Below are 12,819 nucleotides of genomic sequence, written 5' to 3' on the forward strand. Positions count from 1 at the left end.
CGGTTCATCGAGCCGCAGCGCTTACCCTGCCGTCGCCGCCGAAGCCGCGACCGGTGCACTCGCCGCACCGTAGTCGACCGGCGCGTCGGCGGGACGCGGCTGCTCGCCGTTGTGCTCGATCCAGCCGCCGCCGAGCGCCTGGTACAGCGTGACCAGGTTCTGCAGACGTTCCATGCGCGCGGTGACCAGCGCCTGCTGAGCCAAGTACAACGAGGTCTGCGCGGTCAGCACCGAAAGATAGCTGTCGACACCGCTCGTATAACGGAGGGTCGACAGATCCAGCCGGCGCTGCTCGGCCGCGACATCCCGCTCGAGCGCCGCGATCTGCTTGTCGTACGTGCCGCGCGCGGCCAGTCCGTCCGCCACTTCGCGGAAGGCCGTCTGGATCGCCTTTTCATACGTGGCGATCTGCACGTTCTTCTCGATGTTGGCGAGATCGAGGTTGGCCATGTTCTGACCGCCCTCGAAGATCGGCAGCGTGATCGACGGCGCGAAGCTCCACGCCGCCGAACCCGGCTTGAACAGCCCGCCGAGCGTCGGGCTCAGCGTGCCGGCGCTGCCGGTCAGCGTGACCTTCGGGAAGAACGCGGCGCGCGCCGCGCCGATGTTCGCGTTGGCCGCGAGCAGATTTTCCTCGGCCTCCATGATGTCGGGACGGCGCGTCAGCAGATCGGACGGCAGGCCCGCCGGAATATCCGTGAGCAGGCTCTGGTCGCTCAGCGGCAGGCCTGGCGCAAGATCAGCCGGCAACGGCTCGCCGATCAGCAGCACCAGCGCGTTGTCAGCCTGAGCCCGCAAACGCATCTGCGCCTGCAGGTCCGCGCTCGCGGTTTCGACAACCGTTTGCGACTGGCGCAGATCGAGTTCCGAACCGGTGCCGTTGTCGAACTGCAGCTTGGTGATCCGAAACGACTCCTGCGCCGTCTTCAGCGTGTTCTGCGTGACCTTCAGCAGATCGTCCAGTTCGAGCACCGTCATGTACTGGTTCGCCACCTGCGACACCAGCGCGATTTCCGCGGACTTGCGCGCCTGCGCGGTGCCGAGGTACGTGGCCAACGCCTGATCCTTCAGGCTCTGCACGCGCCCGAAGAAGTCGATTTCCCACGACGCGTTCAAGCCCACCGAATACGTGTTGGTAATCGTCGGGCCGTTGGGAAACGCCAGCAGATCGCGCGGCGTGCGCTGCCGGCTTTGCGAAGCCGCGGCGTCGAGCGTCGGGAACAGGCCCGCGCGCACGATACGGTACTGCGCCGCCGACGCCTGCATGTTCAGCACCGACACACGCAGATCACGGTTGTTCTTCAGCGCGATTTCGATCAGCTGCTGCAGACGCGGATCGACGAAGAAGTCGCGCCAGCCGATGTCGCCGGCAGCCAGGCCGTTCGCGCCGCGCGCGCCCTGCGCGCCCGGCTGCTGGTCGTACACGCCGCCCGTCGGGAAAGTCGCCGTCACGGGCGCGGCGGGCCGCTGGTAGTGCGGCGCCAGCGTGCAACCCGCGGCGAGCAGCGCGACCGCTACTGCAATCAAAGAGTGTTTTTGCATCTCAATGCCCATCCTTGCCCGAGCCATTGCCATCCGACCCGTCGGTCGTGCCACCCGCCGCGCCGCCTTGCGGATCGTGCGGATGGTGCTGTTCATAGTGGCGCAGCGCCTCATCCGGGTCTTCCTTCTCACCGCCGAACTTCGCGCGAATCACGACGAAGAACATCGGGATCATGAAGATCGCGAGGAAGGTCGCCGTCAACATGCCGCCGATCACGCCGGTACCGATCGCGTGCTGGCTGGCCGAGCCCGCGCCGTTACTGATCGCGAGCGGCAGCACGCCGAGAATGAACGCGAGCGAGGTCATCAGGATCGGACGCAACCGCAGACGCGCCGCTTCGAGCGCGGCTTCGATCGGTCCCATGCCTCCACCCTGCTGCAGTTCTCGCGCGAATTCCACGATCAGAATCGCGTTCTTCGCCGACAGACCCACGGTGGTCAGCAGACCCACCTGGAAGAACACGTCGTTCTCGAGCCCGCGCAGCGTCGCGGCCAGCAGTGCGCCGATCACACCGAGCGGCACCACCATGATCACCGAGAACGGGATCGACCAGCTTTCATATAGCGCCGCGAGACACAGGAACACGACGAGAATCGAGATGCCGTACAGGATCGGCGCCTGCGAACCCGACTGACGCTCTTGCAGCGACAGACCCGTCCACTCGTAGCCGACTCCCGCCGGCAGCTTGGTGACGAGCTGTTCCATCGCCGCCATCGCCTGACCGGTCGACTTGCCCGGCGCGGCCGCACCCTGGATTTCCACCGACGAAATACCGTTGTAGCGCTCGAGCTTCGGCGAACCGAAGGTCCACTCGGTGCTCGCGAAGGCCGAGAACGGCACCATCGCGCCCGCGCCGTTGCGCACGAACCAGGCATTCACGTCTTCCGGTTTCATCCGGAACGGCGCGTCGCCCTGCAGGTAGACCTTCTTGATCCGGCCGTCGGTGTCGAGGAAGTTGTTCACATACGCCGAGGCCCACGCGATCGAGAACGTCTGGTCGATCGAGGCGAGCGAAACACCCTGCGCCGAAGCCTTCTCGTGGTCGATGCTCACCTTGAACTGCGGCGTATCGTTCAGGCCGTTCGGACGCACCTGCGCGAGCGTCGGATCTTTCGCCGCCAGACCGAGCAGCATGTTGCGCGCTTCCATCAGCTTCGCGTGACCGATACCCGCGCGGTCCTGCAGCTGGAAGTCGAAGCCCGCCGCGGTGCCGAGTTCAGGAATCGACGGCGGATTGACCGGGAACACCGTCGCGTTCTTGTAGGTGCTGAAGTGCATGTAGAGACGGCCCACCAGCGCTTGCACCTTCTGGTCCGCGTGCTGGCGCTGCGCGTAGTCCTTCATCCGCACGAACACGAGACCCGCGTTCTGGCCACGACCCGCGAAGCTGAAGCCGTTCACCGTGAAGGTCGATTCGACGATCGCCTTTTCTTCGTTCAGCAGGTAGTCCGACACGTCCTTGAGGGCGCGCGCGGTGGTTTCCTGCGTGGAACCCGACGGCGTTTGCACCAGCACGAACATCGTGCCCTGGTCTTCGTCAGGCAGGAACGACTTCGGCAGACGCACGAACAGCAGCCCCACCGCGAAGATCACCACCATGTAGATGATGAGCCAGCGGCCCGAGCGCTTGATCACGTGGTGCACGCCCGAGTGGTACTTGTCGCGGCTCGTGTTGAAGGTACGGTTGAACCAGCCGAAGAAGCCGGTCGCTTTTTCGTGATGACCCTTCGGAATCGGCTTCAGGATCGTCGCGCACAGCGCCGGCGTCAGAATCAACGCGACGAGCACGGACAGCACCATCGCCGCGACGATCGTCAGCGAGAACTGCCGGTAGATCGCGCCGACCGAGCCGCCCGAGAATGCCACCGGCACGAACACCGCCGACAGCACGAGCGCCACGCCGACGAGAGCGCCGGTGATCTGGTCCATCGCCTTGCGGGTTGCCTCGCGAGGCGACAAGCCCTCCTCCTGCATCACCCGCTCGACGTTTTCCACCACCACGATCGCGTCGTCCACCAGCAGGCCGATCGCGAGCACGAGACCGAACATCGACAGCGTGTTGATCGAGAAACCGACCACGTTCATGATCGCGAACGTACCGAGCAGCACCACCGGCACCGCGATCGTCGGGATCAGCGTAGCGCGCAGGTTCTGCAGGAACAGGTACATGACGAGGAAGACCAGCACGATACCTTCGAGCAGCGTCTTGACCACTTCCTCGATCGACAGGCGCACGAACGGCGTCGTGTCGTACGGGTACTGCACCACCAGACCGTGCGGGAAGTACTTCGACAGTTCGGCGATCTTCGTGCGCACCGCCTTCGCGGTGGCGAGCGCGTTCGCGCCCGTGGCGAGCTGGATACCGAAGCCTGCCGTCGGCTGACCGTTGTACTTGGTGTCGAAGTTGTAGTTTTCGCCGCCGAGCTCGACGCGCGACACGTCGCGCAGACGCACCTGCGAGCCGTCCTGATTCACCTTCAGCAGGATGTTGCCGAACTGCTCGGGGGTATTGAGCAGCGTGGCCTGCGTGATCGTGGCCTGCAGCACCTGGCCCGGCACCGACGGCGTGCCGCCGAGCGAGCCGCCCGCGACCTGCACGTTCTGCGCCTGCAGCGCGGTTTCGACATCGAGCGGCGTCAGACCGAAGTTATTCAGCTTGTTCGCGTCGAGCCAGATGCGCATCGCGTACTGCGAGCCGAACAGCGTCACCGTGCCCACGCCGTCGATACGGCTGATCGGATCCTGAATGTTCGACGCGACGTAGTTCGCGAGGTCGTACTTGTTCATGCTGCCGTCGGTCGACACGAACGCCATCACCAGCAGGAAGCTGCTGCTCGACTTCGTGACCTTGGTGCCGAGCTGCTGCACCGCTTGCGGCAGCAGCGGCGTGGCGAGCTGCAGCTTGTTTTGCACCTGCACCTGCGCGATGTCAGGGTTGGTGCCGGCCGCGAACGTCAGCGTGATGGTGGCCGTGCCCGAGTCGTCCGAGGTCGACGCGAGGTACAGCAGGTGGTCCAGACCACTCATCTGCTGCTCGATCACCTGCGTAACGGTGTTTTCCACCGTCTTCGCCGAAGCACCCGGGTAGGTTGCGCTGATCTGGATGGACGGCGGCGCGATGGTCGGGTATTGCGCGATCGGCAGCGTGAACACCGACGCGAGACCCGCGAGCATCAGGATGATGGCGATCACCCATGCAAAAATCGGGCGATCAATAAAGAACTTTGCCATGAGGCGGGCTCCCTGTTATTACGCGCCCGAAGCGGCGGAGGCAGGCTGAGCCGCGGGTTGACCTGTCTGGGCGCCGTTTGCCGCGGCGTCGGAAGCCGGGTTGCCGGGCAGCTGCGCCGGCACGGGCTTGACCTGCTGGCCGGGACGCGCCTTGTCGGTGCCCTGGACGACCACGCGGTCACCCGGCTTCAGGCCGTCCGAGACCACCCAGTACGAGCCGAAGGTGCCCGAGGTGACGAGCTGACGCAGCTCGACCTTGTTGTCGTTGTCGACGACGAGCGCGGTGGGCTGACCCTTCTGGTCGTGCGTGACGCCGACTTGCGGCACGATCAGCGCGTTCTGGTTGACGCCCTCGTCGATCTTCGCGCGCACGAACATGCCCGGCAGCAGCACGTGGTTCGGGTTCTTGAAGATCGCGCGCACCGTGACCGAGCCGGTGCCCTGGTCGACGGTCACGTCGGTGAACTGCAGCTTGCCCTTCTCGGAGTAGACGCGGCCGTCTTCCAGCACCAGCGTGACCTGCGCGGCGCCCGGACCGGTCGTCTTGAGACGCCCTTCCTGCATGTCGCGGCGCAGCTTCAGACCTTCGAGGCTCGATTGCGTGAGGTCGGCGTACACCGGGTCGAGCTGCTGAACCGTGGCCATCAGCGTGGCCGCACTCTGCTGCACGAATGCGCCCGGCGTGACCTGCGACACGCCGATCCGGCCGGTCACGGGTGAGGTCACGTCGGTATAGCCGAGGTTGATCTGCGCGGTATCGACCGCGGCCTTGCCCGCGGCGACGTCGGCGGCGGCCTGGCCTTCGGCGGCGACCGCGTTGTCGTAATCCTGCTTGCTGACCGCGTTCGCCGCGACCAGCACCTTGTAGCGATTGGCCTGCGCGGTGGTCGTCACCAGGTTCGCCTGCGCCTTCGCGAGCGATGCCTTCGCGTTGTTCAACGACGCGATGTACGGCGCCGGATCGATCTTGTACAGACGCTGGCCGGCCTTGACCTCACTACCCTCGGTGAACTCACGGCGCAGCACGATGCCGTCGACCCGCGCGCGCACCTGCGCGACGAGGAAGGCACTGGTACGGCCGGGAAGTTCGGTGACGACGGGCACGGTCGTCGGCTGGAGGGTGACGACGCCGACTTCGGGCGTCTGTGGCGGCGGGGCAGATTGTTTTGGTCCGCACGCCGCCAGCAAGATGGCAGCCGTCGCGGCACTGATTAAGCGGAATGGAACCCGTTCGACGCGCATGGAGCGACCTCTGTCAAAGACTGAGTAATGAAAAAGTGCGCGCATCCCTACCCCGGGGACGACAGCGCACACAAGCGTCTCGCGACGCTCGACCGGAAGCCCATGGATGCAAACCTGCGCCTGCAGGGCACCCTGCTACGAATGCGCCATACCGGGGAATGCCGCGCAGCGCCGCCGTTTGGCGGCCGCGAAAGCGCTTTCGAAAGGCAACAGTGACGGATATTAACTGCTCGTCACGGCTTGGGCTATCCGATCGTGGGGTGCTATTATATATACATTCATGAATGCATGTAAAAGTGCATTTATATCTTCCGAGGCTGGGGTACCGCAGATTCGCGTCGCAATTCGCTTCAGAAGTAGTCAAAGCGTCATCAGACTGACTTAAAACTGTCCGCATAAACCCCAGGATCAGCGCAGGCTACACCAATATGGTCAGAAGAACCAAAGAAGAGGCGCTGGAGACGCGCAACCGGATTCTCGACGCAGCCGAACTGGTCTTCTTCGAGAAGGGTGTATCGCGCACGTCGCTGGCCGATATCGCCCAGGCCGCGGGCGTCACGCGCGGCGCCATTTATTGGCATTTCGCGCATAAGAGCGAGCTGTTCACCGAAATGTTCGACCGCGTGCTGCTGCCGCTAGACGAACTGAAGGCGGCGTCGCTCGATCCCAACGAAGCTGATCCGCTCGGGCGCCTGATTGAAATCTGCGTGGTCTGCCTGCGCGACACTGCCAACGATCCCCGCCGCCGCCGCGTGTTCGACATTCTGTTTCTGAAGTGCGAGCTGGTCGAAGATATGGGGCCGGTGATGGAACGGTATCAGACCAATATGCGCGAGGGACTCGCGAAGATCGAGGGCGGTCTGCGCAATGCGATCTCCAAAGGCCAGATGCCCGCCGACCTCGACACGAAGCTTGCCGCGGCGATGGTCCACGCGTTCGTCGGCGGCTCGTTGCGCGACATGCTGTTTTTGCCCGACGCGACCGACTTCGGCGCGCAAGCGCAGCAGATGGTGGAAGCGATGTTCGACGGCTTGCGCCTGAGTCCGGCGTTGCGCAGGAAGGCGGCGTAGAAGGCGCGCCAGGGTGACGGATTGGAACAGCGGGCGGTTCGGTGGACCGCCCGTTTCTGTTTTTGGACCGGACCACCGCCCCTGCGCCGGGTTCAGGCAACCGCCCGGCGTGCTCGCGCCGCCTGATTCGACGCATAGATGTTGCCGCGCTCGAGCGGCGCGCCGCTCTTTAGCGCCGCGATCCATTGATCGGTGCTCGCGACCGCCGCGAAGCGCGACTGCAGCACCACGCTGAACACGCGATGAATCTCCTCCGCGCTCGCGAAGCCCGCACTGTTTTCATACGGCACCGAGCCGGTTGCGTCGTGCAGGAACTCGACGGCGAGGCCAGCATGCACCGCGTGGTTGATCGTCGAGGCATCGCAATTGTGGGTCATGTAGCCGGTGACGCTCAGCGTATCGATCTGCCGGGCGGCGAGCCAGTCGGCCAGATCGGTCCCAGCGAATGCGCTCGGCAGCGACTTCTCGACGAAATGATCATGAGCGCGCGAGCTCACGACCGTGTGCAGTTCCGCGCCCGCGCTGCCGCGCGCGAACAGCGGCGAGGTGGCGGGCGCGACGTTCTGCACGATCACGACCGGCACGCTGGCGGCGCGCGCTGCATCGATCGCGCGACCGATGTTGGCGAGCGACGTGCGCACGTCCGGAAATTCGATCGGCAGGTCGCCGCTCACGTATTCGTTCTGCACGTCGATGACGATCAGCGCACGGCGCGGCGCGGGTGTGCTCATGGCAAGGCTCCTTGTCAGAAAAAAGCGGTCGATGGCGCGCGCCCAGCGCGGTGGCCGTGGCGCAACGGCAATGACGGCATTGTTGCTCCGCTGCCCGCCTGTCGACAGCGGCCCGGATGACAACCTTCGCTAGAATCGGGCCATACTTATGGCTTTCATGAGGCGCCCGGCATGACCACCTTCGCATCTTCCGACGACGTCTCCGTTCAGGCGCCGCGCCACGTCGTCGCCGTCGTCGCATTCGACCGCATCAGCCCGTTCCATCTGTCGGTGCCGTGCGTCGTTTTCGGCGAGGACCGTCGCGCCGGCGGTGTTCCCGACTTCGACTTCCGCGTCTGCGCCGCGGAGACAGGCGCGCTGGCGACGACCGCGGGCTTCTCGATCGCGGTCACGCACGGACTCGAAGCGCTTGCCGACGCGCAGACGATCATCGTGCCGAGCTGGCGCGATCCCGCCGAAACCCCGCCCGCCGCGCTGCTCGACGCGCTGAGGGCCGCGCATGCGCGCGGCGCGCTGCTCGTCGGCCTCTGCCTCGGCGCTTTCGTGCTGGCCGCCGCGGGCATCCTCGATGGACGGCCCGCTTCGACGCACTGGGCCTGGGCCGACGACTTCGCGCGCCGCTACCCGCGCGTGCGGCTCGACGCCGACGTGCTGTACGTCGACGACGGCAACGTGCTGACCTCGGCCGGCACCGCCGCCGGCCTCGACTGCTGCCTGCACGTGCTGCGCAAGATCTGCGGCGCGCGGATGGCGAACCACGTCGCGCGCCGGCTGGTCGTGTCGCCGCATCGCCAGGGCGGCCAGGCGCAATACGTGCAGCAGCCGATGCCGCCGAAGCCGCGCGGCGATCGCCTGTCCGGCCTGCTCGACTGGGTGAGCGGCAACCTGGCCACGCCGCATACGCTCGACACGCTCGCCGCGCGCGCGTTGATGAGCCGCCGCACCTTCACGCGGCGCTTCCGGCTCGCGACCGGCACCACCGTCGGCACGTGGCTGCTCGCGCAGCGGCTCGCGCGTGCGCAACAGCTGCTGGAAAGCACCGACGGGTCGGTCGAAGCGATCGCGGCGAGCGCCGGATTCGGCTCGGCCGCATCGCTGCGGCAGCATTTCGCGGACGCGTTTCGCACGTCGCCGAGCGCGTGGCGGCGGGAGTTTCGCGGGGATTAGATGAAGGCGGCGGGAGCACCGCTATTTCGTAGTGCGTCACCGGGATTTCGTAGTCGCGCGGGACGTTTGTCGCGCGTTCCATCAGGGGCTGCGCGCGGCTCGCGGCCTCAATGCTCGCTGAACCAGCGCGCGACATACAACAATAGTGCGACCAGAAAGATCATCCCGGCCCACGCCCAGTACGGCACGACATGCTGACCGGGCTCGTGATGCGACCAGCTATGCGACGCGCTCGCCGCGCGCCCCGACAGCGCATGGCTGTGCTCGATGCGCGCTCGCCGCGCGATGCCGCCGAGCGTGATCGGCCGCAAAAACACGTACTGGCGACGCGGCGCCGTGCCACGCGCGCGGTTCGGCCCTTTGCCGTGCTTGGCGCGCACGACGGCGTCGAACTCGGCGAAAAAATCGTCGGCGATCTGACGCAAGGCGTTCTCGAGCTGGCGCGTCGGCAGCTCGGCGAGCGGTCCCGACGACGTCGCCCACAGTGTGTAGTCGATGCGCGTGCCGCGCTCCCGCCCCTCGTCCGCGCGCAAACGCACTTCGATCTGACCGCGCAACGCGCCGATGCCCTCGGCCAGGGCCTTGAAGTTGATGGTGCGGCGCTGCGCGTCCGCCGGGCCGGAATCCTGGCCGGCGACGTGCGCGCGCGCCTGATAATGTGCGCGCAACGGGCCGAGCGGCACGGTCATCGTCAGCGCGTATTCGCCGTGGGCGAGACGCACGAACGACTCGCAGTTGTCGAGGCTGGCACGCAACAGCGCGAGGTCCTGCAACGCGTCCCAGACCTCGGACGGCGCCAGCGGAATCCGTAACGCGTCGTTCAGTTCCATGACAACCTCCCCGATGAACGCGCCGACTGCGGGATCAGGACGTCTGATCGATGCGGTCGACGCGCGATGCGTAAAAAGCGAGATAGCCCTTGATGCGACTGACCTGCTCGAACGGCGCCTCGTAGCACCACACCGCGTTCTCGATCACGCCATCTTCGGTGCGCAGATGGAAGTACGACGCGTCGCCCTTGAACGGACAATGCGACGTGTGCGTCGAGCGTTCGAGCCGGGCCATGTTCACGTGCTCGCGCGGGAAATAGAACACGTCGGCGAGGCCGGTCTCCGATAGCGTCAGCGCGGCCTTGGTGTCGGCCATCGTCACGCCGCCGTGAATCACGCGCACGCGGTGACCGTTGTCGCGGATCACGATGGTATGGCCGTCCAGCCGTCCCGCAGATGTCGACGCATCGCTCATGTCCAGGCTCCGTGATGGGGTGGGTGCTGCACTGCCGGCTGTTGCCGCCGGAACGGCAAAGCCACGGGAGCTGCCCGTGGCTTCATTATCGGCCAAACTTCGGCCGATTGCGCAAGCTTGCTGCGCGGCGGCGGACCGATCGACCCGTTACTTCGCGTTCCAGATGAACGCGGATTTGACGTTGCCGTGCGCCGGCACGCTAACCGAGCGGGTTTGCTCGCTGTCGTTGTATTTCGCGTGCACCGTATAGCGGCCGGGGCTCAAGCGCACCAGCATGAACGGTCCGCGCGACGTCGTGTTCAGCACTTCGCCGTTATGGGCATCGACGATACGCACGTGCACATCCGCGAGAAACTCGGCGTTGGGTCCGGTGAAGCGCAACGTCAGTGGCCACTGGCTTTGCGCTTGTCGCAACGCCCGCGATTCGTCGAGGCCGACGCCGCCCGACACGTACGACACGTCGCCCTGCTGCTGGACTTGCGGCAGACCGCCGCCGTTGGTGTTGCCCGCGCTGGTGTTGTCGGTCGTCGAGCCACCGGTCACGCCCGCCTGCTGCGCGTACGCACCGCCCGCCAGTCCGAGCGCGAGCGCCGCCCACAGCGCGACGGCTACGATCCTTTGCTGATTGCGTTGGGTTTTCATCGGTTCGCTCTCCTTGTTGCAGTCCTTGCCCAGTCCCCGAACAGGCCCAAATCAAGGTCGAAGCAACCTGCGTGCCAGCCATCCGGTTGCGTCGACTGGACATGCGCGACCGTGACAACAAGCTGCGTGGCGCGTTTCGCCCTGCCCGCGCTGCTCGCCGTAGCACGGTGCGGACAGGCGAAAAAAAACCGGTCCTTGCAGTAAATGCAAAGGACCGGCAATCGCTACTACAGCTCAAACTGGGATGGGCGATCCGTTCGAACCGCCCGGGTACTGGATCAGCCGAGATCTACGGGCACGAAAATCTGCGCGTTGTCCCGCTGGATCAGCAGCGCAATGCTGTTGCCTGCGCCCGAAATCATCTGCTTCAGCTGATCGATGTTCGTGACCGGACGGCCATTGACCGCGAGAATCACGTCGCCCGCCTGGATGCCGGCACTCGCCGCCGCGCCGCCTGCCTGCTGTACGAGCAGACCGTGCGACACCGACGCGCTGCTCTTCTCTTCCGGCGTCAGCGGCCGCACCGCGACGCCGAGACGGCCTTGCAACTGGGTCTGCTGATCGGTCTTGTTCGCCGACGCAACCTTTGCGTCCGAGAACGAGCCGATCGTCACCTTCACGTCCTTGCTGGCCTTATCACGCCACACTTTCAGCGTCGCCGAGCTGCCCGGCGCGAGACCTGCGATCTTCGCCGGCAGATCCGTCGAATCGCTCACTTCGTCGCCATTCACCGACAGGATCACGTCGCCCGGCTGCAAGCCAGCCTTGGCCGCCGGCCCGTTGGCGTCGACCGAGCTGACCAGCGCGCCTTGCGGCTTCTGCATGCCGAACGACTCGGCGAGCGTCTGGTTCAAGCCCTGTACTGCGACGCCGAGGCGGCCGCGGCTCACGTGACCGGTCTTGACGAGATCGTCTTTGACCTTGATCGCCTCGCTGATCGGGATCGCGAACGACAGGCCCTGGAAGCCGCCCGTCTGCGAGTAGATCATCGAGTTGATGCCGATCACTTCGCCTTGCAGATTAAAGAGCGGACCGCCCGAGTTGCCAGGGTTCACCGGCACATCGGTCTGGATGAACGGCGTGTAGTTCTCGTTGGGCAGCGAACGCGACTTCGCGCTGATGATGCCCGAGGTCACGGTGTTGTCGAAGCCGTACGGTGAGCCGATCGCGACGACCCACTGACCAACCTTGCTTTGGCGCGGATCGCCAATCTTCACCGTCGGCAGATCGCTCGCGTTGATCTTCAGCACGGCGACGTCGGACTGCTTGTCGGCACCGACCACCTTCGCCTTGAATTCGCGCTTGTCGGTGAGCTTCACGGTGACGACGTTCGCGCCATCGACCACGTGCGCGTTCGTCAGAATGTAGCCGTCGTTGCTGATGATGAAGCCCGAGCCGAGGCTCACGCTCGGCTGGTCGGGCGCGTCTCCGCCATCGCCGCCCTGCATGCCGGGCACGCCGCCGAAGAACCGCTTGTAGAACTGATAGAACGGATCGTTCGGATCGATCGGCAGCTGGTTGCCGTTGAGGTTGCCGCCATTACCACGCATCGCGGTTTGCTTGACCACGTGCTTCGCGCTGATGTTGACGACGGCCGGACCGTAGGTTTCGACGAGACCGGAGAAATCGGGGATACCGGTTTTGGCGGCTGCTTCGGCTGGCATCATTGCGGCGGCTTGCGCCGGCGAGATGATCTGCGGTGCTGGCACATCGCGATGGCCCGCCACATAGCCGGCTGAAAGCGCAGCGGCCACAGCTACCGCAACGGCGCCGCGGGACAAGGTTTTCGCGTTCATCATGAGCTCCTGACTGGAGAAAGTGACTTGGGATGTCGAGGAGCGTAAGGGGCATCACTTAAAAGAGTCTTAAGCAGCGCCAGATCATGGGAACCTTATCGGACCGTCCGCTACGGACCGCCGCGCCAGCATGAACGCCGGCGTTGGCCGAA

General features: G+C 65.4%; 10 protein-coding genes. 2 read left to right on the top strand and 8 right to left on the bottom strand.

What is annotated here, in order from left to right:
* Positions 1 to 21: 21 nt before the first annotated feature.
* The 3 genes from F6X37_RS00075 to F6X37_RS00085 are packed head-to-tail and all read right to left on the bottom strand — an operon-like array spanning position 22 to position 6,016.
* Positions 22 to 1,542 (bottom strand): efflux transporter outer membrane subunit, encoded by a 1,521-nt coding sequence (locus tag F6X37_RS00075; RefSeq protein ID WP_187609908.1) that lies wholly within the window; start codon positions 1,540 to 1,542, stop codon positions 22 to 24.
* Position 1,543: 1 nt separating this feature from the next.
* Positions 1,544 to 4,774 carry an efflux RND transporter permease subunit gene (locus F6X37_RS00080; protein WP_187609909.1) on the bottom strand — a complete coding sequence of 1,077 codons (3,231 nt, stop codon included), beginning with the start codon at positions 4,772 to 4,774 and terminating at the stop codon, positions 1,544 to 1,546.
* A gap of 18 nt (positions 4,775 to 4,792) precedes the next feature.
* Positions 4,793 to 6,016, bottom strand: a complete 1,224-nt coding sequence (locus tag F6X37_RS00085) for an efflux RND transporter periplasmic adaptor subunit (RefSeq protein ID WP_187609910.1) — start codon at positions 6,014 to 6,016, stop codon at positions 4,793 to 4,795.
* Positions 6,017 to 6,444: 428 nt separating this feature from the next.
* On the opposite strand from F6X37_RS00085, the gene F6X37_RS00090 reads away from it, so the two are divergent.
* Positions 6,445 to 7,086, top strand: a complete 642-nt coding sequence (locus F6X37_RS00090) for a TetR family transcriptional regulator (protein WP_187609911.1) — start codon at positions 6,445 to 6,447, stop codon at positions 7,084 to 7,086.
* Positions 7,087 to 7,178: 92 nt separating this feature from the next.
* Here the strand turns inward: F6X37_RS00090 and F6X37_RS00095 are convergent, their stop codons facing one another.
* Positions 7,179 to 7,817, bottom strand: a complete 639-nt coding sequence (locus F6X37_RS00095; protein ID WP_090801705.1) for a cysteine hydrolase family protein — start codon at positions 7,815 to 7,817, stop codon at positions 7,179 to 7,181.
* Positions 7,818 to 7,988: 171 nt separating this feature from the next.
* On the opposite strand from F6X37_RS00095, the gene F6X37_RS00100 reads away from it, so the two are divergent.
* Positions 7,989 to 8,984, top strand: coding sequence for a helix-turn-helix domain-containing protein (locus tag F6X37_RS00100; RefSeq protein ID WP_187609912.1), 996 nt, complete (start codon positions 7,989 to 7,991; stop codon positions 8,982 to 8,984).
* 107 nt (positions 8,985 to 9,091) lie between these two features.
* Here the strand turns inward: F6X37_RS00100 and F6X37_RS00105 are convergent, their stop codons facing one another.
* From F6X37_RS00105 to F6X37_RS00120, 4 genes are all read right to left on the bottom strand, one after another.
* The gene (locus tag F6X37_RS00105; protein WP_018421687.1) at positions 9,092 to 9,814 is read right to left on the bottom strand and encodes a CoxG family protein; all 723 of its coding nucleotides are present in this window, start codon (positions 9,812 to 9,814) and stop codon (positions 9,092 to 9,094) included.
* A gap of 34 nt (positions 9,815 to 9,848) precedes the next feature.
* A complete protein-coding gene (locus F6X37_RS00110) occupies positions 9,849 to 10,229 on the bottom strand; it encodes a DUF427 domain-containing protein (RefSeq protein WP_090801710.1) in 381 nt (126 codons plus the stop codon).
* Positions 10,230 to 10,376: 147 nt separating this feature from the next.
* Positions 10,377 to 10,871, bottom strand: a complete 495-nt coding sequence (locus F6X37_RS00115; RefSeq protein ID WP_187609913.1) for a carboxypeptidase regulatory-like domain-containing protein — start codon at positions 10,869 to 10,871, stop codon at positions 10,377 to 10,379.
* 278 nt (positions 10,872 to 11,149) lie between these two features.
* Positions 11,150 to 12,667 carry a DegQ family serine endoprotease gene (locus F6X37_RS00120; RefSeq protein WP_184051652.1) on the bottom strand — a complete coding sequence of 506 codons (1,518 nt, stop codon included), beginning with the start codon at positions 12,665 to 12,667 and terminating at the stop codon, positions 11,150 to 11,152.
* Positions 12,668 to 12,819: the final 152 nt, after the last annotated feature.

The sequence above is a fragment of the Paraburkholderia sp. 31.1 genome (assembly GCF_014397645.1).
In the GTDB taxonomy this organism is placed as follows: Bacteria; Pseudomonadota; Gammaproteobacteria; order Burkholderiales; family Burkholderiaceae; genus Paraburkholderia; species Paraburkholderia tuberum.